Annotated in this window: 22 protein-coding genes and 1 riboswitch; of the genes, 19 read left to right on the plus strand and 3 right to left on the minus strand. The window is 42.3% G+C overall.

Going from position 1 to position 23,104, the window contains the following annotated elements; translation table 11 throughout:
* Nucleotides 1-22 precede the first annotated feature (22 nt).
* The 8 genes from KCX82_RS16335 (at nucleotide 23) to KCX82_RS16370 (ending at nucleotide 8,036) form a co-directional block, all read left to right on the plus strand.
* Nucleotides 23-1,198 carry a phosphopentomutase gene (locus KCX82_RS16335; RefSeq protein ID WP_227019565.1) on the plus strand — a complete coding sequence of 392 codons (1,176 nt, stop codon included), beginning with the start codon at nucleotides 23-25 and terminating at the stop codon, nucleotides 1,196-1,198.
* Between the two features lie 14 nt (nucleotides 1,199-1,212).
* The gene (locus tag KCX82_RS16340) at nucleotides 1,213-1,557 is read left to right on the plus strand and encodes a tautomerase family protein (protein WP_227019566.1); all 345 of its coding nucleotides are present in this window, start codon (nucleotides 1,213-1,215) and stop codon (nucleotides 1,555-1,557) included.
* Between the two features lie 255 nt (nucleotides 1,558-1,812).
* Nucleotides 1,813-2,490, plus strand: coding sequence for a response regulator transcription factor (locus tag KCX82_RS16345; RefSeq protein ID WP_227019567.1), 678 nt, complete (start codon nucleotides 1,813-1,815; stop codon nucleotides 2,488-2,490).
* A 2-nt stretch (nucleotides 2,491-2,492) separates the two neighbouring features.
* Nucleotides 2,493-4,187 carry a sensor histidine kinase gene (locus KCX82_RS16350; RefSeq protein ID WP_227019568.1) on the plus strand — a complete coding sequence of 565 codons (1,695 nt, stop codon included), beginning with the start codon at nucleotides 2,493-2,495 and terminating at the stop codon, nucleotides 4,185-4,187.
* Nucleotides 4,188-4,344: 157 nt separating this feature from the next.
* Nucleotides 4,345-4,857: an RNA polymerase sigma factor gene (locus tag KCX82_RS16355; RefSeq protein WP_227019569.1), complete on the plus strand. Its 513-nt coding sequence runs from the start codon at nucleotides 4,345-4,347 to the stop codon at nucleotides 4,855-4,857.
* Nucleotides 4,850-5,998 carry a DUF4179 domain-containing protein gene (locus KCX82_RS16360; protein ID WP_227019570.1) on the plus strand — a complete coding sequence of 383 codons (1,149 nt, stop codon included), beginning with the start codon at nucleotides 4,850-4,852 and terminating at the stop codon, nucleotides 5,996-5,998. Before KCX82_RS16355 ends, KCX82_RS16360 begins: the two co-directional genes overlap by 8 nt.
* A gap of 58 nt (nucleotides 5,999-6,056) precedes the next feature.
* Entirely contained in the window at nucleotides 6,057-6,809 is a 753-nt protein-coding gene (gene map, locus KCX82_RS16365) for a type I methionyl aminopeptidase (RefSeq protein ID WP_465250672.1), read from the plus strand.
* 51 nt (nucleotides 6,810-6,860) lie between these two features.
* A complete protein-coding gene (locus KCX82_RS16370; protein ID WP_227019571.1) occupies nucleotides 6,861-8,036 on the plus strand; it encodes a Gfo/Idh/MocA family protein in 1,176 nt (391 codons plus the stop codon).
* 75 nt (nucleotides 8,037-8,111) lie between these two features.
* Here KCX82_RS16370 and KCX82_RS16375 read toward each other — a convergent pair whose 3' ends face one another.
* On the minus strand, nucleotides 8,112-8,345 hold the full coding sequence (locus KCX82_RS16375; RefSeq protein WP_227019572.1) for a hypothetical protein: 234 nt from the start codon (nucleotides 8,343-8,345) through the stop codon (nucleotides 8,112-8,114).
* Nucleotides 8,346-8,358: 13 nt separating this feature from the next.
* Nucleotides 8,359-9,600, minus strand: coding sequence for a DNA polymerase Y family protein (locus KCX82_RS16380; protein WP_264373306.1), 1,242 nt, complete (start codon nucleotides 9,598-9,600; stop codon nucleotides 8,359-8,361).
* 284 nt (nucleotides 9,601-9,884) lie between these two features.
* Between KCX82_RS16380 and KCX82_RS16385 the strand changes: the two genes are divergently transcribed.
* From KCX82_RS16385 to sugE, 3 genes are all read left to right on the plus strand, one after another.
* The gene (locus KCX82_RS16385) at nucleotides 9,885-10,256 is read left to right on the plus strand and encodes a BlaI/MecI/CopY family transcriptional regulator (protein ID WP_227019574.1); all 372 of its coding nucleotides are present in this window, start codon (nucleotides 9,885-9,887) and stop codon (nucleotides 10,254-10,256) included.
* A 1-nt stretch (nucleotide 10,257) separates the two neighbouring features.
* The gene (locus tag KCX82_RS16390; protein WP_227019648.1) at nucleotides 10,258-12,069 is read left to right on the plus strand and encodes a M56 family metallopeptidase; all 1,812 of its coding nucleotides are present in this window, start codon (nucleotides 10,258-10,260) and stop codon (nucleotides 12,067-12,069) included.
* A 187-nt stretch (nucleotides 12,070-12,256) separates the two neighbouring features.
* Nucleotides 12,257-12,359: riboswitch (guanidine-I (ykkC/yxkD leader) on the plus strand.
* A 67-nt stretch (nucleotides 12,360-12,426) separates the two neighbouring features.
* A complete protein-coding gene (gene sugE, locus KCX82_RS16395) occupies nucleotides 12,427-12,747 on the plus strand; it encodes a quaternary ammonium compound efflux SMR transporter SugE (protein ID WP_227019575.1) in 321 nt (106 codons plus the stop codon).
* Here sugE and KCX82_RS16400 read toward each other — a convergent pair.
* Nucleotides 12,744-13,625 (minus strand): LysR family transcriptional regulator, encoded by an 882-nt coding sequence (locus KCX82_RS16400; RefSeq protein ID WP_227019576.1) that lies wholly within the window; start codon nucleotides 13,623-13,625, stop codon nucleotides 12,744-12,746. The genes sugE and KCX82_RS16400 overlap by 4 nt on opposite strands.
* A gap of 132 nt (nucleotides 13,626-13,757) precedes the next feature.
* Between KCX82_RS16400 and KCX82_RS16405 the strand changes: the two genes are divergently transcribed.
* From KCX82_RS16405 to KCX82_RS16440, 8 genes are all read left to right on the plus strand, one after another.
* Complete coding sequence (locus KCX82_RS16405; protein WP_227019577.1) at nucleotides 13,758-14,672, plus strand: DMT family transporter; 915 nt, start codon at nucleotides 13,758-13,760, stop codon at nucleotides 14,670-14,672.
* A 131-nt stretch (nucleotides 14,673-14,803) separates the two neighbouring features.
* Nucleotides 14,804-15,160: a late competence development ComFB family protein gene (locus KCX82_RS16410; protein WP_227019578.1), complete on the plus strand. Its 357-nt coding sequence runs from the start codon at nucleotides 14,804-14,806 to the stop codon at nucleotides 15,158-15,160.
* A 136-nt stretch (nucleotides 15,161-15,296) separates the two neighbouring features.
* Nucleotides 15,297-16,085, plus strand: a complete 789-nt coding sequence (locus KCX82_RS16415) for a DUF1848 domain-containing protein (protein WP_227019579.1) — start codon at nucleotides 15,297-15,299, stop codon at nucleotides 16,083-16,085.
* Nucleotides 16,086-16,275: 190 nt separating this feature from the next.
* Nucleotides 16,276-17,748 carry an N-acetylmuramoyl-L-alanine amidase family protein gene (locus tag KCX82_RS16420; protein ID WP_227019580.1) on the plus strand — a complete coding sequence of 491 codons (1,473 nt, stop codon included), beginning with the start codon at nucleotides 16,276-16,278 and terminating at the stop codon, nucleotides 17,746-17,748.
* A 125-nt stretch (nucleotides 17,749-17,873) separates the two neighbouring features.
* Nucleotides 17,874-18,722, plus strand: a complete 849-nt coding sequence (locus tag KCX82_RS16425; RefSeq protein WP_227019581.1) for an AAA family ATPase — start codon at nucleotides 17,874-17,876, stop codon at nucleotides 18,720-18,722.
* Between the two features lies 1 nt (nucleotide 18,723).
* Complete coding sequence (locus tag KCX82_RS16430; RefSeq protein ID WP_227019582.1) at nucleotides 18,724-19,920, plus strand: vWA domain-containing protein; 1,197 nt, start codon at nucleotides 18,724-18,726, stop codon at nucleotides 19,918-19,920.
* A 140-nt stretch (nucleotides 19,921-20,060) separates the two neighbouring features.
* The gene (locus tag KCX82_RS16435) at nucleotides 20,061-21,425 is read left to right on the plus strand and encodes a sigma-54 interaction domain-containing protein (protein ID WP_227019583.1); all 1,365 of its coding nucleotides are present in this window, start codon (nucleotides 20,061-20,063) and stop codon (nucleotides 21,423-21,425) included.
* A gap of 284 nt (nucleotides 21,426-21,709) precedes the next feature.
* Nucleotides 21,710-23,083: a Na+/H+ antiporter NhaC family protein gene (locus tag KCX82_RS16440; RefSeq protein WP_227019584.1), complete on the plus strand. Its 1,374-nt coding sequence runs from the start codon at nucleotides 21,710-21,712 to the stop codon at nucleotides 23,081-23,083.
* Nucleotides 23,084-23,104 lie beyond the last annotated feature (21 nt).

Below are 23,104 nucleotides of genomic sequence, written 5' to 3' on the forward strand. Positions count from 1 at the left end.
GTATTGACGTGGAGGTGTTCAGATGTCTAGAGTTACAGTGATAGTTTTAGACAGCTTCGGTGTGGGGGAATTGCCGGATGCCCATCTGTATGGGGATGAAGGTGTCTTTACAATGAAGCATATTAAAGAATTCGTCGGAGAATTGAAAATTCCAAATATGAGAAAAATGGGACTGTACAATATCGACGGACTTGAAATGGAAGCAGAAGATGAAAGGAATCTAATCGGTTCCTATGGTAAATCTCTTGAAAAATCGCCGGCAAAGGATACAACGACAGGCCATTTTGAACTGATGGGACTGATCGTGGAAGAGCCTTATAAAATCTTCATGGAAGGCTTTCCAAAGAGAATTACTGATGAGCTGGAAAAACGAATCGGAACAAAGGTGATCGGAAATCACCTTGTGTCCGGTACAAAAGTCATTCAGGACCTTGGCAAGGAGCATATGGAAACCGGTTATCCGATTATTTATACTTCAGCCGACAGTTTAATGCAGATTGCAATGCATGAAGACATCATTCCGCTGGAAAGGCAATACGAAATCTGCAGGATAGCGAGAGAACTTTTGATGGGGGATGACACCGTATCACGTATAATCTGCCGCCCCTTTGTGGGAAGTCCGGAAATTGGATTTACGAGAACGGAAAACAGAAAGGATTTCTCCATCGATCCCCCGGGGAAAACGGTAATGGAATATCTGAAAAATGATGGTAAAGATGTGATCGCTGTCGGCAAGCTTGAGGACATCTTCAATAACATCGGCATCACATTGGTTGATCATACCAGGAATAATCAGCAAGGGATAGAAGCTGCGATCAAATACCTGAAGACCGATTTTGACGGATTGCTTTTTGTTAATCTGGTTGATTTCGACATGCTTTACGGTCATCGAAACGATCCCCGGGGATATGCCGATGCGCTGGAATATTTTGATTCAAGACTGCCTGAGATCATGGAGCTTCTGAAGGGCGATGACATTCTGATTCTTACGGCGGATCACGGTTGTGATCCTACTACGAAAGGCACCGATCATACAAGGGAGTACATACCAATTCTGGTTTACGGGCCGAAGCTCAACGCAGGTGTGAATCTGCATATTCGAGAAACCTTCGCAGATATTGCGGCGACCATTGCAGAGAAATTCAAAATTGGGGATTATCATGTGGGGACGTCTTTCCTCAAGGACGTTATCGAATAGAAAGGAAGATTAAAATGCCATTTGTACATTTGAGCACGACGAAAGCAATCGCGCCAAAGGAAAAGGCGGAGCTTGCTGATGAAATTGCAAAGCTTGTTTCGACTATGCCGGGAAAGCCATATGAAAGAACAATGGTGAGAATTGAGGCGGAGTGCGAGATTTATCGCGCGGGAGAACCTGCGGAATGCGCATATTTTCAGACGCACTTCAGAAAGCCGGTTCCCATGGAGCTGCAAAAAGCCTATATTGAGAAAATGTATGCGCTGTTCCACGACAAACTCGGGCTGAAAACCCAGCAGATCTATATGTCTATGATTGGCCTTGATACGTGGGGATCACGGGGAACACTGAGTGAATAATTCCCTGCCAATGATTATAGAGTACCTAAAACAAGTGATTGCGTGTGCTTGTTGACGTAAATAACAGAAGCAGCAGCAGTGTTTTTTTGACAAAGCTGCTGCTTCTGCTATTTTTTGCATAGATTTATTCTTACGTAGTAGATATGCAATCTGTCATTATCTGATTTTATCATTGTATTTTTTATTTGAAAAAAGAATAGAAAGGATACAAAAAGGATAGATTTGTGTGCTATTCTATGTTCTGGAGGTGGGAAAATGGCCTACACATTTCTATTAGTTGAAGATGACGCGGAGATACGAGAGATCATTACAGACTATTTTTCAGAGAAAAGCGAAGGAGCCTATCATATAGACATTGCAGGAACCGGCGATGAAGGTTGGAAAAAATGTATGGAAAATGAATATGATTTAGTCCTTTTGGATATTATGCTGCCGGAGATTGACGGATTTACGATATGCAGAGAACTTCGAAAAAACAGTGATGTTCCTATTATCTTTATTACTGCGAGACATGGTGAGGATGACAGATTACATGGGTACCGTCTCGGGTGTGACGATTACATATCGAAACCCTTTTCTCTGGCAGAGCTGTACGCGAAGGTCACGGCTTTACTGCGACGTGCAAAAGGCACTGTGAGGAACGAAATGATGAACGTGGGCAGAATTCATTTGGATCCGTACCGTTATACGGTTTCGGTGGACGACTCAGCAGTAATCCTGGCGCCGATGGAATTTGCCATTTTAAAAATATTGATGGAAAACCGAGGCAGATTAGTGAGCAGGGAAAGCCTTTTAATCCGGATTTGGGGATATGATTTTGAGGGGAATGACAGAGTTGTGGACAATCATGTAAAAAAACTTCGAAAATCCCTGGGTGATGCCTCAAGCCAAATTAAAACCGTAATCAAAAGGGGTTATAAATTGGAGGGATAAAATTGAAAAGAAATAAAACAAAACGCGCAATCTATATCCGTACCTTTTCTGCCTTATTTGCCATGTACTTAGTGCTTATGGCAGGATTCAGCATCTTTCTGATATTGCAGGAAAAGAAAGTGATGGGTATGGAGCTTCAGGCACATGCTTTTCATGTAAATAATACGATTGAAGAAATCCTGCAGAATAATATGGATCTTGATCACCATATTACCAACATCGCAAAAATAAAAAAGGAACTCGTGGGAAAATCACCTTTTGTTTTGAATCATCATACTGAAATTGCACTATATACCGGTACTTATGATCTGATTTTTCATACCAACGACTATTGGCTTTGCAGTTATACAGAGTATAGCATAGGTGACACACAATATACCGGATACGCATATTTGAACCCGAAGGATTGGTTTGATGAAAAAGAAGTAAATGAGCTTCAAAATTACTTTTATGCTCAGCCAAAGGCAGAAAAACCGGGAGATCTTACCGAATATTCACTGGATATTGACGGCTTTTGGCTTGATAACGAAATGATCATTCCCGATAAAATCTATGTTACTTCCATGCATGCCGTCAGCTTTGATGAAACTGGAAATGTAACTTCAAGCAGCGGCACACGGCCGAAGGATATGGTCTATCGTTCCGGCTATCAAAACACCAGGGGCCTGCCCTATTTTGACTTTGCCGGCATACAGCCCGTTATGAACGACTATTCCAACGATCAAACGCAGATTGAACTGCGCAATATGGTGCTGAATAAAGAAAAATTGAAAGAAGCTGCGAAACAGCCGGGCAGGATTTCCTATGAACGAGTGAATCCGGTTACGTATCGCTATTATCTGACGATGCCTTATCAGAATACGATAGATGTAACAGATGACCAAAAACCTTACAGTGCGTCATGGACGGTCGTCGCCCGAGAGATTCATCTTTTGGATCAATGTACTGGCACATTGACTTTTGTCTGGGTTAGCTGTTTTATCACATTTCTTACGGCTGCCCTGATACTATCAGTACAGACTTATAAAACCTATAAAGAGAGGGAGGAACTGGAAAGACATAGAAAGGAAACCACAAATGCATTGGCTCATGATTTAAAAACACCTTTAAGCATTATTTCAGGATATGCACAGAATCTTATAGAAAATATCCATACAGAGAAGAGGGGGTACTATGCGGCTCATATCCAGTCTAATGTAAAACGTATGGATAAGATAATCCGTCAAATGTTAGATCTATCCAGATTAGAAACCGATCAATTTCAAATGAACTTTGAGAATGTATCTCTTAGCAAAGTGTCCGCAGACCTAATCAACCGATACAGTCTGGTTTGTGATGAAAAATCCATAGCAGTCCGCTTGGAAGGTGAAGCGGTGATAAAGGCAGATTACTCTTTCATGGAAAGAGTGATTGATAACTTTTTTATCAATGCACTTGATCATACTCCGGTGGGCGGATCAATTTCTATCAGGATAACTGACAGTCTTCTTGAGTTTTATAACAGCGGCAGCCATATCCCTGAAGAAAAGATAAAAGAAATATGGGAACCTTATAAAAAAGCTGATGAATCACGCGGCAACACGAAAGGTACCGGTCTTGGCCTTTCCATTGCGGGTACAATATTGAAACTCTATCATTTTTCTTATGGCGTTGATAACAAAGATGACGGTGTTGTATTCTGGTTTCAGTTTGCTTAAAATCGCCTTTTCGGCGGTTTTTTCTTTATTTTTCAAGTTTAAAACTCCGAGCAACAATTTCTTTTATTCACTTTTTAAATTTTTACTAAAATATATATTTAAAAGTTGTAGGGTTTTCTGTAATTTTTGCGTCTAATTGTATGAAAGGAGGCGGCGGATGAAGCAATTTTCAGTACCGGATCATGATAATTTACCTGATATGCAGCGACTAATCAGCGACTACGGCAATCATCTTTTACGAATGTGCTATCTCTATCTGCATGACTTACAATTAGCGGAGGATGCTGTACAGGAAACCTATATCAAGGTCTATCAAAATTGGAGTAAATTTAAAAGAGCGTGCTCCGAAAAGACCTGGATTACAAGCATTGCTATGAATGTCTGCAAGTCGTATTTAAGAGGCTCGTGGTATAGAAATCTGATGCTCAGCAGTGATTTGGAACAGGAACCTTTCTATGATGGAAAGATAAAAGACGATACCGTACTGCATGAAATAGGAAAGCTAAAGCCTAAGTACAGAGAGGTAATCTTATTGTTTTACTATCAAGAAATGAGAATAAAAGATATTGCATCTGCTTTAAAAATTACAGAGTCTGCTGTAACCGTTCGGTTGAGCAGGGCCAGGAAACAACTTGAAAAAACTTTGAAGGGGTGGTATTTCAATGTCTGATATAAAATCCTATATTGACAATCAGCTCTCCGATATTACGGTTAGCAGCGAACTAGCAATGGCTGTCCTGAATCAAACTATTTATAAAAAAGAAAATAAGCGTCACCATTTTTCAGCACGCAGATTGGCCTTTTCAGCTGCTGTTATTTGTCTGATTTTTGTTTGCTCTTTCACTTCATTTGCAGCGACGATTCCGGTTTTTAATGATTTGCTGTATACAGTGACGCCGGAACTGGCAGAAAGACTTTATCCAATTAAAAAATCTGCTGAAGATAACGGTATTTTAATAGAAGTGCTATATGCTTTCAATGACAGTCACAATGCGGTTGTCTATTTTACGGTTCAGGACACAACCGACCAAAACAGAGTTGACGAGAAACTAGATCTTTGTGATACCTGTAGTATTGACGGGCCTGGTGCATTTAATATAGAATTCCTTTCTTATGACAAGCAAACAAGTACTGCATTATTTGTTATGCGTGGATCCGGAGGTGAAGAACTATCGAATCGCATGACTGCTTTTACTATCGATATGCTCATGAGCAATAAAACCATTTATGATTGGTTTGATACCGAAATTGATCTTGCGAGCCTGGCTGACAGCAACGCAACGGCTCTTCCAATATCAGAATTCAGATATACCGGCGGTTCCGTATTGACTGATAATGGTTTATCCGTGCTGGAACCGGATGCTATGAATGTCCCGCTAGGTGATGGCATTGATTTTGTGACGATAAGCAATATTGGCTTTGTAGACGGCAAACTGCATATACAGACAAGATGGGAAACAAGCTTTGACAATCATGGTGATCTTTGGATTACTGACAAAAAGGGTGTAGTAAACGGTAAAGCGAATGCGATTCATTACAGTAATTATTCTTTTACAACTGCAGAGGATAGTGAAAACTGCAGCAATAACAGATTTGCAAAGCACATAGAATATGTGTTTGATGCAAGCAGCCTAGAAGAATTGGCTGATTATCATCTGTGGGCATATCTTGTTAAAGACGGCATTTTCACAAAGGGTAAATGGAAAGTAAACTTCAGATTGTCTGATACCGATCATATTTTGACACCGACTGAAATTGATGATATTTCTAAAATATCTGTTAACGATACTTTGATTTACCAATTGAAATAACTCCGAGACTTTTTTCTGTAAATATGATAAATTGTTATAGAGACATCAGAACTGAAAGGTGAGTGATATTTTGACGATTCGTTCTGAAAAAGATTTAAAATCATTAGAGAAAATTGGAAAGATTGTATCAATTGCAAGAGATGAGATGATAAAGGCAGTAAGACCTGATATAACAACGAAAGAATTGGATCGGATAGGGGAATTCGTGCTTTCAAGCTATGGAGCAAAATCTGCACCCAAATATGAGTATGACTTTCCGGGGCACACCTGTATTAGTGTCAATAATCAGGCAGCGCATGGAATTCCAGGCTTGAGAAGGCTAAAAGCCGGTGATGTGGTTAATATCGATGTATCTGCAGCATTAGACGGATACTTTGCTGATACGGGAGCAACCATTGCTTTGAATGTTTGTCAAGAAAAGCAGAAACTATGCGACTGCTCCCAAATGGCACTAGCAAAAGGGATCGATAAAGCCAGGGCAGGTTCTAAAATAAATCAGATCGGTAAAGCAATCTATCAGGAAGCGAAGGATAATGGATTTACCGTTATCAAAAATCTGGCGGGTCATGGTATCGGCAAGAGACTCCATGAAGAACCATCCCATATTCTCAACTATTATGATAAAAGGGATAATCGAATCCTGCACCGGGGACTTGTATTGGCAGTGGAAACATTTCTTTCAACAGGTGCTGAATATGTCATTGAGGGAAGAGACGGCTGGACTCTGAGGACACCGGATAGAAGCCTGGTTGCTCAATTTGAGCATACCATTATTGTAACTGAAAATGAGCCGATTATTGTTACAGCATAACGGTCCGGGCGAAGATAGAGTTTTATTTGTAAAAAAAAATATAGAAAGGAGATGTATAATGCTTTTTGCATTGTACAGGGAATGGATATGGAGCCTTTACGATTTGGATTGATCGGCGGAGCGGGAAATGCATTTATCGGTGACGTACACCGGCACGGTGCACAGATGGACGATCTGGCAATACTGTCTGCCGGGTGTTTTTCCCGTGATCCGGAAAAAAATCGGGACGCCGCACGGAAATGGCATGTAGATGAATCACGCGTTTATGCAGATTATATCGAGATGGCTGAGAAGGAAAGCGCACGGCAGGACGGAATTGACTTTGTCATTATCGCTACGCCCAATAATACGCATTATCCCATCGCAAAATATTTTTTAGAGCACGGCATACATGTATCCTGTGACAAGCCTGTGGCCGTAAGCGTCGCAGAAGCAGAGGAATTGCAGCAGATCGCGAACCAGTGCAGCCTGCATTTTGGTGTCAGTTACACCTATGTCAATTATCCCATGGTGCACCAGATGCGTGCAATGATCGAAGGAGGAGAGATCGGCAGAGTACTCACGGTAATGGCAGAATATCCGCAGGATTGGGTGATCAATTCCATTGACCGCGGTGAGCCTATGCAAGATGCCTGGCGCTTCAATCCTGCAGTTGGGGGGAAGTCTGCCGCAACCGGCGATATCGGCACCCACGTGGAATGCTTGATTCATATGGGTACCGGCCTTTCCGTCGAACGGGTACTCGCTAATTTAACCCGGATTCCTGCCGACATGCCGCTGGAAACCAATACACAGCTGCTGGCCACACTGACGGGCGGCGTGCCCGGCATGTTATGGGCTTCACAGGTTGCCATCGGGTATGAATGCAGTATTTCACTTCGCGTGTTCGGGGACAAAGGGGCTCTTGAATGGTGTCACGACAATCCGTCTCGGCTGAAATACACCCGGGTTAACGGTCCGGAAACGTACCTGACCTGTGCACGCAGTTTTCTCGAGGAAGGTCCGCGTGCCATGTCCCGGCTGCCCTATGGGCATCCGGAAGGTTTCTTTGAAGCCTTTGGAAACTATTATCGGGCTTTCTGCCGTGAGGTGCTGCGGGCGAAAAAACTGACGGATGCGCCTGCACTCGTTCATCCGACCATCGAAGACGGTGTCCGTGGTCTGCGCTTTATAGAGGCATGCCTGAAAAGTCAGGAGCAAGGGAACATATGGATATCGGTTCAATAAACCCGGTAAAAATTCTAAGATTGGTAGATCCATCTTAGAATTTTTTTAATATAAAACCTTTTTTAATAAGAACCCTTATTTTCCCTCAACAAACCACCCTGGATTCTCATAATACAGGTATCTCTCTTTCCCTGCAATCATACAGGTATATCGGATCCCCTGGCCCCCCGCCTTTAGACTTGCGGCCCTTCTGACATCGATTACTTTATCGATAAGAAAAGTACGGCCATCTTCCCATACGATGGACCGGGGAACCATGATTCCATCGATATTAAAATGTGCGTTTACTTCGACAAAGACTTTGGACATAGAGCGCCCTCCATTAATTTTTAAAGAAACTGATCGGATGGATGATGTGGTCGCTTTTCGGATCCAGATCCGACAGTTCCTTATCTTTCAGCATGATTGCCCGCTGGATGCTATGATGACCATAACGCTTTCTTATCGTATCTATCACACTTTCCAAATTATGCTGGGCTTGCATTCTTTTGATTTCCGGAAGAAAAGAGAGCTGAACATCCTTCTCTTCCGAGAGATCACAGGCCCTGACTCCAAGGCTTCTGATTGGTTTTTTCGAGATATGGTTTGTTTTGTAGAGGTAAAATGCCTTTTCGAAAATATCTTCGGCGTTACAGCTTGGTAAGGAAAGTTTCCCTTGTCTTGTATAAGAAAACAATTCATTGTCTCTGATGGTGATCTGAACCGTGGAGCATACAAAATGATCCTCCCTGAGTCTTGCAGCTACGCTTTCGCAGAGAACATACATGGTAATTCTTATATCATCATCAAGGATCAAGTCTCTGGGTGTAGTTGTGCTGTTGCCGATACTTTTTATGACGGGCTCAGAACTGATCCTTGCCACAGGCGAAGGATCCAGTCCATTGGCAAACAGCCATAGAATATAACCGTTTTTGCCCAGGAGATTTCTCATAAAATCCGGATCTGCCCTTGCAATATCACCTATTTTCAGAATCCCCAGTTTGTTCAGCTTTTTTTTCGTTGCCGGACCCACGTACAATAAATCCTGTGCAGGAAGCGGCCAGGCGATATCTTTATAATTATCCTCCGTAATGACAGTAGTAGCATCGGGTTTTTTATAATCAGATCCCAGCTTGGCAAATATTTTGTTAAATGAGACCCCGATGGATGCCGTTACACCCAGCTCGAATTTGATGGTTTCACGTATCTTATCGGCGACGTCTTCTCCGGATCCAAATTTTTTGATGCTTCCCGTGATGTCAAGCCAGCACTCGTCTAAGCCGAAGCTCTCAACCTGGTCTGTGTATTCACAATATATTTCTTTTGCCATCTTGGAGTATTTTAAGTATCTGTCATAATTAGGAGGAACAAATACAATGTCCCGGCATAGCTGCTTTGCTTGCCACAGTGCCATACCTGTTTGGATTCCGTATTTCTTTGCAATATAATTTTTGGCAAGGACAATGCCATGCCGCTGTTCGATATCTCCTGAGACCGCTACCGGTTTATCCCGTATCGCCGGATTGTAAAGACATTCCACAGAAGCATAAAAATTATTCAGATCACAATGCAAAATAACTCTCATAGTTAAACCATCCGAAAAGAACATTTGTTCTATTTTATGCTCCTTATTATAGATTTATTAATAAGGAATTTCTACATGTAAATACTTCCTGTTTCGGAATATAATAAGGCATAAGGTGGTGGGTGCAATGTGCGGAAGATATACTTTTTATCCGGATGAATCCCCATCCGGATTTAACGGGTATTGAAAAAAAGGGTTGACAGGGCAGGTTTACTGGGATAAACTTAGTGCGTGAAGTTTATTGCAATAAACCTGGATTAGAGATGGATGAGGAGGGGGAAAGAATGTCTGGTTATAAGCTGTTTGAATCTGAATACAAATTTATGGAGGTGGTTTGGAATCACGCGCCGGTGAACTCTACTAGACTGGTAGCACTGTGCTCGGAAATTCTGGGATGGAAAAAATCGACCACCTATACGGTTTTAAGGAAGTTGTGCGAAAGGGGTCTCCTGAAGAACGAAAATGCCATGGTGACTTATCTGGTGGGGAAAGAAGAAATCCAAATACAGGAAAGCAAAGAACTGCTGGAAAAATCCTTTGAGGGATCCCTGCCCATGTTCCTGGCCACATTTCTGAAAAAAGAGCCTCTGTCCGAGCAGGAGGCCATGGAATTAAAAAGGGTCATCGACGCAAGCAGAAAGGAAAAGGGTGAGTGAAATGCTGGAGCTTTACCTGACGGTTTTGAATATGAGCTTAACCGCTGCACTTGCCGCTTTGATCATCATAATTCTGCGTGGAAGTCTGGGAAGGGCGCTGCCTCGGACTTTTTCCTACGCTATATGGGCAATCGTCTTATACAGGATGATTTGTCCGGTTTCCTTTCCTTCCATATTCAGTATGCTGGAAAGGATCAAGCCAGGCCTGGATGCTTATACCTCTACCCTCAAGGCAGTATCCTTGACGGAAGCCCTTGGCTTTGAAGTTCTATCAGGGCACAGAGCACAGGAATTGGGGTTGACGCCCAACCTGCTGCAAGAGACACCGATAGAAACAACAGGAGGATTGACGCAGACACCGCTGACTGCTGCTCCCATGTCTATAGACTATGTTACCGTAGTATTGACTATGTTATGGGTTTTGGGAATTTTTGCGCTGCTGCTTTACAACGCGGTGTCCTATAGAAGGCTTTGCATGAGCATGAGCACTTCGACTTTCTTTGAGGATTACCAGCTGGTGAAAGAATGTAAGACAGCAATCTGCATGAAAAGAAGGGTGGATGTGTATGAATCGGACAAGGTGGAGAGCCCCTTTGTATACGGAATCTTTAGACCCAGGGTGATGCTACCGGTTTCTGCAGCCTATTCGTCAGACGGACAAGAAAGGGAGCAGCTTCGGCATATCCTGCTCCATGAGCTTTATCATATCAAAAGATTTGACTATCTTGTCAAGCCTTTGGCATTTCTAGCCCTATGCGTACATTGGTTCAATCCGGTCTTATGGGCCGCTTTCCGGCTTTTCGATAAAGATATGGAGATGTCCTGTGATGAAGGTGCTGTTAAAGCTTTAAAAACGGGTACTTGCCAAGATTATGCGGCAACCCTGCTGACCCTGGCCTCGAGCCAGGGGAGAATCGGAAAAAGCTGTGCGCTAGCCTTTCGTGAAACCAACGCAGGGGAAAGGGTGAAGCATATCGTGAAATACAAAAAGCCCGGTCTGGCAGTTGGTGTAATCTCTGTGATTCTTATCATCCTCTGCGCCGTTGGTCTATTGTCAAATCCGACTTCTCTAGCAGGGGAGCTAGAAGATGGTCAAGCCAATGTCCTGGTAATGTGCAGTGCGGAAGATTCGAATATCCCAGACACCATTCTTCTGATGGGGTATAACGGCGACAGGAAAGAAGTAAATATTGCATTTCTTCCAAGGGATTTAGAAGTTTTACCTGATGATGGAAGTTATGGGATTGCTGAGAGAAAACTCTCCGGTTATGCAGGTGGGAATCCTCCAGAAGAGGTAATGAAAAGGCTGAGAGAAATGCTTGGAATTGAAATACATAATTATATCAAGCTTGACACGGGTAACTTCCGAGATTTAGTGGATGCTCTGGGCGGTGTGGAGTTCAACGTGCCTATAAAAATGGTATACGAGGATCCCTATCAGAATCTTGCTATAAATCTTGAGAAGGGAAGACAGGTGCTTGACGGAGAGAAAGCGGAAATGCTGATCCGTTATAGAAAGGGCTATCCGGAAGGGGATCTTGCCCGTATAGAGGTGCAGAAGGCTTTCCTTGGGGCAATGATTGAACAGAAATCTGATATAAAGATTGGTTCCGTGAAAGAGATTTATCAGCTGCTGTCCAAAGAAATGGAAACAGATCTTGGTATAGAGAAAGCAAAGAAGCTGTTTACGCTGTCCCGCACAGCGAAAACCATAGCCTTTGTCGATGTTCCTATCCTGCAGGACTCCGAAGATCCACTGGCACCACTTCTGCTTGCCCCGGAAGCAAAGGATCAGGTGAAAGAGAAGTTTTAGCGTCCCGGTTAATCGTGATCAATTAAAAAAGAGGAAACCGCATTTGTTTCCCCAATTAATAATAAGTTATAGAATAGCCGTAAATATTGTAGTCATGGCCACCCGTTTTACGGGTGGTCAAATACCCGATTTAACTCACCGTTTGACTTTCTCCATAAACTCTGCTATATTGAAATAAAATAAATAGTAATTAGTTTTATAGGGTTCCGCAGTTTCATTGAAAACTGGTCTGGTCCGAGATAAAACGTACAGATGAGCTGTATACACGGAAGGACAAAAGCCTGGGAGATATTCAATTAATATCAACCATGGTTTTTTTTATTGTTCTAAAAAGTTAGATAAGGAGGAGTACAATTTATGAAGTGGATTTTTTTATTGGTGGCAGGTGGCTTTGAAGTACTTTGGGCAATCGGGTTAAAGTATTCATTTGGGTTTACAAGACTCATACCAAGTATATTTACAATTATCGGGATGATCGCCAGCTTTTATTTTTTATCATTAGCTTTAAAAAATCTTCCCATAGGAACCGCATATGCAATATGGACTGGAATTGGTACAGTCGGTACTGTGATTTTAGGGATAATTCTTTTTAAAGAACCGATGAATATGAGTAGGGTAGTTTTTATAAGCTTTATCATAATAGGAATCATCGGATTGAAAATAACCTCTTCTAATTAATGCTGCGGACCGATTTGCTCAACGGTGTACTCAATAAACCGACGCGCGGCAGGAGAAACATATCGCAGCTGGCGGGAAGCAATTCCCAACTCCCGGTAACATGGAGGAGAGAGTGAGCGCAGGCAGACCTTGATGGGCTGATCCTTCAATATCAGGGAAGGCAGGATCGTGACTCCGTGTCCGTGTTCTATCATTGCAGCAATGGAAATTTCATTGTTTAATATATACTTGATCTTCGGCTGTATGTTCAGCTGCTCCATTAACTGGCGGATGTCTGCATCGTTCCTGGTATCCGGTACTAAAAACGGCTCATCACGCAGCTGTTCCACACGGATGCTTTTTTCCTTTGCCAATGTATGGTCAGGAGGAAGCACTGCAAGCATGGGATCTTTGTATAATGAAATGAAATTCAGGCCTGATGGGACAGGCGCGCTTAGGAAACCACAGTCAATTTCACCCATTTCAAGCAGGTCGATAATTTCGCTGTAGTCAGCATCGAAAAGCTGAAAAATGATATTTGGATACAACTCCTGAAAACCTCTAATGATTTTCGGAAGCCAGTTTACGGAAACACTGGTGAAGGTACCTACGCGTATTGTCCCTGAGCTTAAACCCTTGATCTCGTCGATAACTTGGGACAGGTACTGTCTGTCATTGACCAGGGCGCGTATCGGTTCCAGAACTTGTTCTCCGTTACCGGTCAGATGTACCCCCTTCTGGCTGCGTACAAAGAGTGTAAAGCCACATTCCTCTTCCAGCATTGCGATAGCGCGGCTGACACCGGACTGCGTATAGCCCAGCCGTTCGGCAGCGGCGGTAATACTGCCCAGCTCGGCGGTTATAAGAAAAATCTCATATCGGTCGATATTTCCGTGCATAGATTCCTCCTTGATATGCGAATTAGTCATGTTTTTCATAAAAAATATTCGTTATTAATAATGTCATTCATATTTTATAATATGCTTACGAAAGACACAAGCCTTTTAACAGGCCTATAAAGGAGAAAATCTATGCAAAAATCATCGCAATTCCTTATTATACTTGCAGCATTTTGCTGGGGGCTAATAGGCGTATTTACAAGGCAACTGACGGCTGCAGGCTTCTCTTTTGTTGAAATTGCATCATCCAGAAGCGTTATTACAGCAGTATGCCTCTTTTCATATTTACTGCTTACCGACAGGGAGAAACTGAAAATAAAGCGAAAGGACAGCTGGATTTTCCTGTGCATGGGCGGTTTCGGAATCGTTCTGAATAATGTCTGCTATTTTAATACTATAGAATTGATTACCTTATCGGCGGCATCGATCATAATTTATACCGCGCCTTATATGGTAATCGTCATGTCAGTTCTGGTATTTAAAGAAAAAATCACTTTACAGAAAATGAGTGCACTATTGATTGCATTCACCGGCTGTATTATGACGGTTGGCGTTACCAACAGCGGAGAAGTCTCGATAATGGGGATCACATCCGGACTGGGTTCGGCGTTTGGTTATGCACTCTATAGCATTTTTGGCCGCATAGCATTGCAAAAATATCACCCCTTTACCGTTACCGCGTATACTTTTGCCGTTGCCGGCATTGCACTGGCTCCCGCAAGCGATATGGGAAACATGTTTATGCTTCTTAGTGAAAGCGCCGTCAATTTCAGCAACCTGTTGGTTCTGGGAATATTCCTGACACTGGTCCCTTATGTATGTTATACGAAAGGACTTGAAGAGATAGAGGCAAGCAGAGCATCCATCATTGCATTTGTTGAACCTCTGACTGCAGCGGCTGCAGGGATGGTTGTGTACGGTGAAATGCTGTCTCTGATGAAAATACTTGGCATGGGATTCATCTTCTTTTCCCTGGTCATTCTCAATGTGAACCCCAAGAAGCTGTTAGAGGCCAGTTTTATATTGAAAATTTTAAGGGTGAAATGAGAAAGATGAACGTATTTTTGTGATAGAGGATTGCAACTTATAGACAAATAAAATATGTATGGTATAATTTAGTCATAGATTATCAGTATATTTTAGATTTAATTTACAGAAAGATAAAAGGGGTGGATGGAATGACCCAGAGTAACAATATATCGGTAAATACAAATGAAATAGAACAGCCGCTAAATCAGGAGAATGCGAAAAGTGCTTTGTTTGACCAGCACCATAGCCTGGTAAATGTTGCAGAGGTTATCGCAAAAGAAAAGGTTTCAGAGGTAATCAAACGCATGGAAGTATGCGATTGTTCGAAATGTACCAATGATGTGCTGGCGTTGGCTCTAAACTACCTGCCGACAAAATACGTTACTTCGGATGCCGGAAAACAGTACATTCAACTGAATGCCTATAAGAAACAATTTGAGACGGACGTTGTGGCAGCATTGATAAAGGCTTGTCTTGTTGTAAAATCTTCGCCGAATCATGAGTAAAAAGTAAAAGAATAAAGGGACGCAGTTAATAACAGATACTCTGGAGAAATCCAGGGTTTTTTAGCTTTTAGCACTTATTCGAAAATAAATAGAGGAGAATTTATATGGAGATTAGAAAGGCAACCGAGGTAAACCTATGATCATCAGTGCAAGTCGAAGAACGGATATTCCTGCATTCTTCTCGGAATGGTTTTATAACCGGATTCAAGAAGGCTATGTTCTTGTCCAAAATCCTATGAATCCTCATCAGGTTCGGAACGTGGATCTGACACCTGATTCAGTTGACTGTATTGTGTTCTGGACCAAAAATCCGGAGCCCATGCTGGAGCGGCTGATGGAATTGAAGGATTTTCCGTTCTATTTTCAGTTTACATTGAACAGTTACGGAGAAGATGTGGAAGAAAATGTTCCAGATGCGATCAATGCCTTTCAGCGTCTATCCGATAAGATTGGGAGGGAGAGGGTTATTTGGAGATATGATCCTATTTTAATAAACCCCTTATATACGGAAAGCTTTCATTTGGAAAGCTTTGAAAAGACAGCTTCCCGGCTCAGTGATTTCACTGAAACATGTACGATCAGTTTTTTAGATCACTACAGAAAGATTCAGAAACGTATGAAACAGCTGGAGGTTCAGGAATTATCCGCCGGGGAAAAACGCCGGCTTGCTGAACAGCTGGTGAAAATAGCATCGGCTTATGGCTTGAAATTAGAAACTTGTGCTGAGGATATTGAGCTGGAAGACCTTGGCATCAGTCACGGCAAATGTATCGATGACCGTTTGATTACCCGTATGACCCGCTGCCCCTTATCGGTTCCAAAGGATAAAAATCAGCGGCTGGAATGCGGATGTGTTTCAAGTGTAGATATAGGATCATACAATACCTGCCGTCATGGATGCAAGTATTGCTATGCCAATAGATAGCAAGGGAGCCTGAACTGGTTCCCTTGTTTTAACGAAGACTGAAAGAAATCTGAAAATGGGCAGCCTTTCCACTTTTTACATTTCTATTACAAATTATTTTATCTTCCATTTTTCCTGGAAAATATATTATAATATAAAGGTCGAATTTGGACGTAATTTGGGATATATTAGTCAAATGAGGGTTGGGATAATGGATAAAAAAGTAAGATTTGGAAGACGAATTCTTTACATCATGATGCTGGTTTTATTAGGAACAGGCTGCGTGTCTGCCGCCGGGACTGCAGACATTACCCAGAGTGATATCGACGCAGGGATTGCCTTCTGCAAAGAATATCCGGTAACGCTGCAGGTGGATGGAAAAACTGTCCAAGCCGAGGTGCCCCCGATTATTGTAAAAGAAAAAACCTTGATACCGGCCAGAGCCGTCTTCGAAAATATGGGGGCTACCGTTACCTGGGATGAAGGTGCAAGGCTAGTGGAAGTCACTTTGGGATCATCCAACGTAAAGCTGACCATAGATTCAAAAACCGCCTTTGTTGACGGAGTTCAAAAAACTATGGATGTACCTGCCATGATTATTAACGACAAAACTCTGATTCCGGTAAGATTTGTTGCGGAATCCCTGGCTTGTTCGGTTAATTGGGATGATGCAAAAAGAATCGTAAAAATTTCTTCTCCTGAGGTAAAAACCACCACACCCATCACCTCTATTACAGTAGAAGAACAGGCGGATTTTTACAGAATTGTTGTTCAGGGTGAAGGCATCATTGAAGGATATAAAACCTCAGCCTATGATAATCCGGACAGATTCGGAATTGATATGAAAGGTGTAACTTTAAATATAGAGAATAGTGGTATCGACAGCAAGAATGAAATATTCAGTGCTATCAGATATTCGCAGTTCGACAGCAAAACAGTAAGACTTGTGGTGGATCTGGAAGAAAAGGTTGTCGGCAAGGTAACTTTGTCTTCGGATAAACAAAGCCTGTTTATTGATTTCAGTAAAAAGCAGAATTCTATTCCTTCGAATCCGGGAGGGGTTACCTCCTATGGTCATGAATATGTAGACTGGAGAGCCTCCGGCAAACTGGTGGTCATTGATCCGGGGCATGGAGGAAAGGATACAGGATCTCAAGGGAAAGAAAACGGTGTTGAGATATTAAATGAGAAGGATATCAATCTCGATGTTGCTCTAAGGCTGAACAGCATGTTGAAAGAAGCAGGCGTCAGCACCTACATATTAAGAGAAACCGATAAGACCATTACGCTGTATGATCGCCCGGCCCTGGCAAATGCTGCAAACGGGGATCTTTACATCAGTGTACATAATAATTCTTCGGAAGGCTCCAGTGCAAATGGGGTGGAAGTTTACTACAATTCAAAATCCAATGAATCTGATTATGGAATTTACAGCAAACATCTTGCTGAAGTTGCACAGACCGAATTGGTAAAAGCATTGGGTATCCGTGACAGGGGAGCAAAAAGTGAACCTGCATATGCAGTATTGAATAAAACCCAAATGCCTGCTATTATAATTGAGGGAGCATTTCTATCCAATCCGGATAATTTGAAATTAATGCTAACCGATGAATTCAGAGAAAAATATGCTTATGCCGCCGCAAAAGCAATCATTCAGATCCTGAATGAAAGTGTTTCGGAATAATATTTCCGTGAGAGATGTATCGGAATAATATCCGGAATTCCAGGGATAAAGGTCATATTTTCGCTTATAATAGTTCGGAGCAATGAACACGAACAATCATAAAATCAATCATGAGGAGAAATAAAATGACGAATAGTATGAACAAGTTTAAGGGCAGCAACGACTATGTAGTGTCTAAAGAGCTGATGCATGCAGTAAATGTATCCATCGCTCTGCAAAAGCCTTTGCTGATAAAGGGAGAACCGGGAACAGGAAAAACAATGCTGGCAGAATCCATTTCTCAAGCATTAGATAAAGACCTCATCATTTGGAATATAAAGTCTACTACGAAAGCCCAGGAAGGTCTTTATGTTTATGACACCGTACAAAGACTGTATGACAGCCAGTTCGGGGAAGGTGATGTTGCCGACATTAAAAAATATATTAAAATGGGGAAACTGGGCGAAGCCTTTTCCTCACAGGAACAGATAGTTTTATTGATTGATGAAATCGATAAAGCCGATCTGGAATTTCCCAATGACCTGCTCTGGGAACTGGACAAGATGGAATTCTATATCAATGAAACAAAGGAGACCGTTAAAACCAACCACAGACCAATCGTAATTATTACTTCCAACGCTGAAAAAGAGCTCCCGGATGCCTTCCTGAGAAGATGTATCTTCCACTATATTGAATTTCCTGATCAGGAGAAGATGCAGGAAATCGTAAAGGTTCATTACGGTGATATCGAAGAAAAACTGCTAGCTCAGGCAATGGAGACTTTTTACTGGATACGGAGTATGAAGGAAATTCAAAAGAAACCGAGCACGTCAGAACTTCTTGACTGGCTGCAGGCTCTAATGCTCAGTGGTATTTCCCTGGACAAGATAAAGGAAGAAATCCCATTTGCCGGTGTCTTACTGAAAAAGAATCAGGATATCGAAGCGATGTTTGAAATCAAAGATAAGGGTTACACCTTGAAGAGATGGTTATAGTATGTTTATTTCATTTTTCTATTTATTGCGGGCAAGAGGGCTGAAGGTTTCCTTGAATGAATGGCTCTCTCTCACCGAAGCTCTAGACAAGGGATTATGCAGAGCCTGTCTCTTGGATTTTTACCATCTTTGCAGAAGCATCCTGGTGAAAAGCGAAGGAGATTACGATAAATTTGATATGGCCTTTGCCGAATATTTCAAAGGCATAAAAACCCCGGAAGACATACCGGAGGAAATCTGGAAATGGCTCAACGAGGATGTAAGAACCAGAGACATAAATGATAAGAACATGCTGGACGATTACGTCCTGGAGCTGGAAGAGCTTCAGAAAAGACTTCAGGAAAGAATCGCAGAACAGAAGGAAAAACATGATGGAGGAAATTACTGGATTGGAACAGGAGGCACCTCTACCATGGGCTACAACGGTTATCATGAAAGAGGGATCCGTGTAGGCGGAGAAGGCCGTCATAAAAATGCGGTTCAGGTAGCAGGTGAAAGGCACTTCAAGGACTTCCGGCAGGATAATATTTTGGATACCAGACAGTTTCAGATGGCCTTCCGCAAGCTGAGACAGTTCTCCTCCAGACTGGACGGAGCGAAAACAGAGCTTGATATTGACGGAACCATTGATGAGACCTGTGAAAATGCCGGAAATTTAAAGCTGGTTTGGGCACCGCCGAGGAAAAACACGGTAAAGCTGCTGCTGCTTTTCGATTCGGACGGTTCCATGATGCCGTACAGCAGGCTTTGCAGCCAATTGTTTCAGGCTGTGAGCAAGTCCAATCATTTTAAAGATCTGAAGGTGTATTATTTCCATAATTGCATTTATGAGCACCTTTATACGGACCCCCATTGCAGACGGGGAGAATGGGTAAATACGGAATATGTTCTCTCCAATCTCAGCAGTGAATACAAGGTCATCTTTGTGGGTGACGGAACCATGGCGCCTTCGGAGCTTATGAGCAAGGGCGGAAATTGTTATGTTGGATTGTATAACGAAATTCCCGGAATTGACTGGCTGAGACGTTTTAAAAACAAATATCCGAAACATATCTGGCTGAATCCTATCCCGGAATCTGAATGGGAGTATACCTACGGCAGCAGAACCATATTAAAAATTAAAGAATTATTCCCCATGTTTGAGCTTACCTTGGATGGCTTGGAAGCGGGAATTAAAAAATTACTGGTCAGTAAATAAATCATAATCCTTATTGCAAAAAAAAAAATCATTGTAATAAGGATTTTTTTGTTATAATCATTCATAAGTCCGTTGAACAATTAATTTGAAAAGGTAGTACCCCAAGGCGCCGGGGCAGCATAGAAGGAGGTAGAGCAACAATGACCATTGATCGTGACTACAAATTTTTTCTGGAGAATATACTGGGCCTTATGGTAATTAATGCAGAGGGAAATGTGATATATATGAACCGTCAATGTGCCGATTACATCAAGATGGATCAGGAAAAATCCATAGGAAAATATATAACGGATGTTTTTCCGCCCTCCAATATGCAGAAACTCTTGACCGGTGATAAAGCGCTGAATACGGATTTTTATTTTTATGACGGCAGAATGAGCGTCAGCACTCAGGCCCAGCTGCGAAAGGATGGAGAGATCGTAGGGGTTCTGGAATATGATATCATTCAGGATCTGGATTCACTGGAGGATATTCTGGGGAAATATGCACAGGTTTTAAATGATGAAATGAAATATTACAAGGAACAATTCCGCAACCTGAGACGTACCAAGTATTCTATTGAGAACCTGATCGGTTCTTCCAAAAAGATGGAAGACCTGAGAAAGCAGATCGAACTGGCTGCGGCATCCAATTCCACGGTGGTTGTCACCGGTGAAACCGGTACGGGAAAGGAACTGGTGGCGCATTCCATTCATAATCTCAGCAATCGGAAATTTGGCAGCTTTGTTAAGATCAATGCGGCGAACTTGCCGGAAACCTTGGCTGAGTCCGAACTTTTCGGTTATGAAGACGGTGCTTTTACAGGCGCCAAAAAAGGCGGAAAAAGAGGAAAATTTGAGCTGGCCAATGAAGGTACTCTGTTTATAGATGAAATCAGTCAATTGCCCATTGTACTCCAGCCAAAATTGTTAAGGGCGCTGCAGGAAAAAGAAATAGACAGGCTTGGAGGTCAGAAGAGCATCTCTGTCAACGTAAGGATTATTGCAGCCACCAATGAAAATTTGAAGGAACTGGTGCGCAGTGGCAGATTTCGAGAAGATTTATATTATCGGCTGGATGTCTTTTCCATCGATGTTCCGCCTCTTCGGGAACGCTTGGAGGATCTGCCGGAACTGGTTATGTACCGAATTGAACAGCTGAATCTGGAAATGGGCAAAAACATTACAGCGGTTGAAGATCAGGTTTATTCTTATCTGAGAAAATATGAATGGCCGGGAAATGTGAGGGAACTCTATAATATCGTTGAGAAAGCGATGAACTATGCAGAGGGGAATGTACTGAAACTGGGGCATTTCAGGCCGGAGTCCGGCAACGGAGCGATGGATCTTGGTACCTTGAATAAATTGGGAAATCCTATAGAAGTGGTAAAACGAGAGGCGGAAAGAAAGCTGATTATGCATGTATTGGAGATGTATCAAGGGAACAAATCCAAGGCAGCGGAATACTTAAAAATCCCGAGACCCTTGTTGTATCAAAAAATGAAGCGCCTTGGGATCAATAAATAATCGTTATTATAAAATGGAAGTGTAAGTTTATAATGACGGTGTAATTTAATAATGACATATGGAAAAACGATGAATTAACTGATTTGTTAGAAAATTCTTATAATAAGTGTAAGTTTATGCTTACACTTATTCTTTTTTCTATATTGAAAAATCAACGTTTCTTATCTGGCATAAAAATTGCTCATTAAAATATCAATGATAATATCAAGAATCGATTCGGAAAGGAGGGTTATTTATATTTTATCATCATAAAACTAATTAATAAATGATAGGAGGAAACGAATATGGAAGCAGTAGAAGCTATAGAAACTTATGGCATAATCAGTTTGATACCTGTTTTGGTAGTCATCATTTCAGCTGTTATTTCGAAAAGAGCACTGGAATCTCTTGTACTGGGAACCTTTGTCGGTTCTATTATTCTTACCAAGTCAGCCTGGTGGGGGACCTGGTTTGATTACACCCTGAAAGAAATCGGAGATTCCGCTTATTACATTATCATGTTTGGCATGTTCGGAGCTATGATTCGAATCTTACAGTACTCCGGATCGGCGCTGGGATTTTCAGACATCGGCGCCAAGGTCGCCAACTCCCGAAAGAAAACCATGATTTTCACATGGATCTTAGGAATTATTATTTTTGTAGAAGATTATCTGAATGCGTTAGGGGTAGGTGTTGCCATGCAGACCTTAACGGATAAATGGAAGATATCAAGAGAATACCTGGCCTTCATCGTCAACTCGACAGGAGCCGCAGTCTGTATTCTGGTACCCTTCTCATCCTGGGGAATTCTTTACGCAAGCCAGATTGAAGAAGTCGGGATACTGGAAGGCATGTCAGGCTTTACTGCCTATGTCAGCTCAATTCCATTTATGCTGTATGCATGGATCGCAGTCATCGTAGTGCCTTTATTCTGCTTAGGCGTCATCCCGCTTTACGGACCTATGAAAAAAGCTGAGGAAAGAGTTGCCCTGACCGGCAGAGTATTTCCGGACTATCATTATGAAGGTGACGAAGTGGAAGGTCTTGAAGACGAGACGAAAGCTTCCAGCGCATGGAATTTTATCGTTCCCATGATTGTATTGATCGCTGTCGCAATTTACACCGCTGATATCGTATTCGCTGTTATTATTTCCGTAGTAGTGGCATTTATCATGCTGTTTGTGCAGAAACTTATGACACTCGGCCAATTCTGCGATCATATCGTGGGAGGCTTTAAGGATATGCTTTATGTTACCATGCTGGTACTTGCAGCCTTTGTACTGCAGGATTTCAACGATGCCCTGGGTCTGACTCCGTACGTTATCGAAAGTGTTGCTCCAATCCTGAGCCCGGCATTATTCCCTGCAATCACGTTCCTGGTGATAGCAGGGCTGGCTTTTGCTACCGGAAGCTTCTGGGGCGTAGCTGCTATTTCCTTCCCAATCATCCTGCCCCTTGCCGTTGCTCTCAATGTGAATCCGTTCCTGGCCATTGGAGCAGTTTCCGCCGCAACCGCTTTCGGAAGCCATGCTTGTTTTTACAGTGATGCCGTTACCGTTACTTGTGCCGCAACCGGGTTGAAAAATATGGATTATGCGAGAACAGCCATACCGCTTATCGGTCTTCCGTTTATCCTGGGTATTATTGCATATCTTGCAGTGGGCATCGTTATGGCATAAACAAGAAAAAGGAGGAAATGG

This window comes from Sinanaerobacter chloroacetimidivorans, from assembly GCF_018128545.1.
Classification (GTDB): domain Bacteria; phylum Bacillota; class Clostridia; order Peptostreptococcales; family Anaerovoracaceae; genus Sinanaerobacter; species Sinanaerobacter chloroacetimidivorans.

Excerpts from the sequence above, each read along its gene's own strand:
- KCX82_RS16335 (WP_227019565.1), top strand. The coding sequence starts at position 23 with ATGTCTAGAGTTACAGTGATAGTTTTAGACAGCTTCGGTGTGGGGGAA.
- KCX82_RS16340 (WP_227019566.1), top strand. The coding sequence starts at position 1,213 with ATGCCATTTGTACATTTGAGCACGACGAAAGCAATCGCGCCAAAGGAA.
- KCX82_RS16345 (WP_227019567.1), top strand. The coding sequence starts at position 1,813 with ATGGCCTACACATTTCTATTAGTTGAAGATGACGCGGAGATACGAGAG.
- KCX82_RS16355 (WP_227019569.1), top strand. The coding sequence starts at position 4,345 with ATGAAGCAATTTTCAGTACCGGATCATGATAATTTACCTGATATGCAG.
- KCX82_RS16360 (WP_227019570.1), top strand. The coding sequence starts at position 4,850 with ATGTCTGATATAAAATCCTATATTGACAATCAGCTCTCCGATATTACG.
- KCX82_RS16370 (WP_227019571.1), top strand. The coding sequence starts at position 6,861 with ATGTATAATGCTTTTTGCATTGTACAGGGAATGGATATGGAGCCTTTA.
- KCX82_RS16375 (WP_227019572.1), bottom strand. The coding sequence starts at position 8,345 with ATGTCCAAAGTCTTTGTCGAAGTAAACGCACATTTTAATATCGATGGA.
- KCX82_RS16380 (WP_264373306.1), bottom strand. The coding sequence starts at position 9,600 with ATGAGAGTTATTTTGCATTGTGATCTGAATAATTTTTATGCTTCTGTG.
- KCX82_RS16385 (WP_227019574.1), top strand. The coding sequence starts at position 9,885 with ATGTCTGGTTATAAGCTGTTTGAATCTGAATACAAATTTATGGAGGTG.
- KCX82_RS16390 (WP_227019648.1), top strand. The coding sequence starts at position 10,258 with ATGCTGGAGCTTTACCTGACGGTTTTGAATATGAGCTTAACCGCTGCA.
- sugE (WP_227019575.1), top strand. The coding sequence starts at position 12,427 with ATGAAGTGGATTTTTTTATTGGTGGCAGGTGGCTTTGAAGTACTTTGG.
- KCX82_RS16400 (WP_227019576.1), bottom strand. The coding sequence starts at position 13,625 with ATGCACGGAAATATCGACCGATATGAGATTTTTCTTATAACCGCCGAG.
- KCX82_RS16405 (WP_227019577.1), top strand. The coding sequence starts at position 13,758 with ATGCAAAAATCATCGCAATTCCTTATTATACTTGCAGCATTTTGCTGG.
- KCX82_RS16410 (WP_227019578.1), top strand. The coding sequence starts at position 14,804 with ATGACCCAGAGTAACAATATATCGGTAAATACAAATGAAATAGAACAG.
- KCX82_RS16415 (WP_227019579.1), top strand. The coding sequence starts at position 15,297 with ATGATCATCAGTGCAAGTCGAAGAACGGATATTCCTGCATTCTTCTCG.
- KCX82_RS16420 (WP_227019580.1), top strand. The coding sequence starts at position 16,276 with ATGGATAAAAAAGTAAGATTTGGAAGACGAATTCTTTACATCATGATG.
- KCX82_RS16425 (WP_227019581.1), top strand. The coding sequence starts at position 17,874 with ATGACGAATAGTATGAACAAGTTTAAGGGCAGCAACGACTATGTAGTG.
- KCX82_RS16430 (WP_227019582.1), top strand. The coding sequence starts at position 18,724 with ATGTTTATTTCATTTTTCTATTTATTGCGGGCAAGAGGGCTGAAGGTT.
- KCX82_RS16435 (WP_227019583.1), top strand. The coding sequence starts at position 20,061 with ATGACCATTGATCGTGACTACAAATTTTTTCTGGAGAATATACTGGGC.
- KCX82_RS16440 (WP_227019584.1), top strand. The coding sequence starts at position 21,710 with ATGGAAGCAGTAGAAGCTATAGAAACTTATGGCATAATCAGTTTGATA.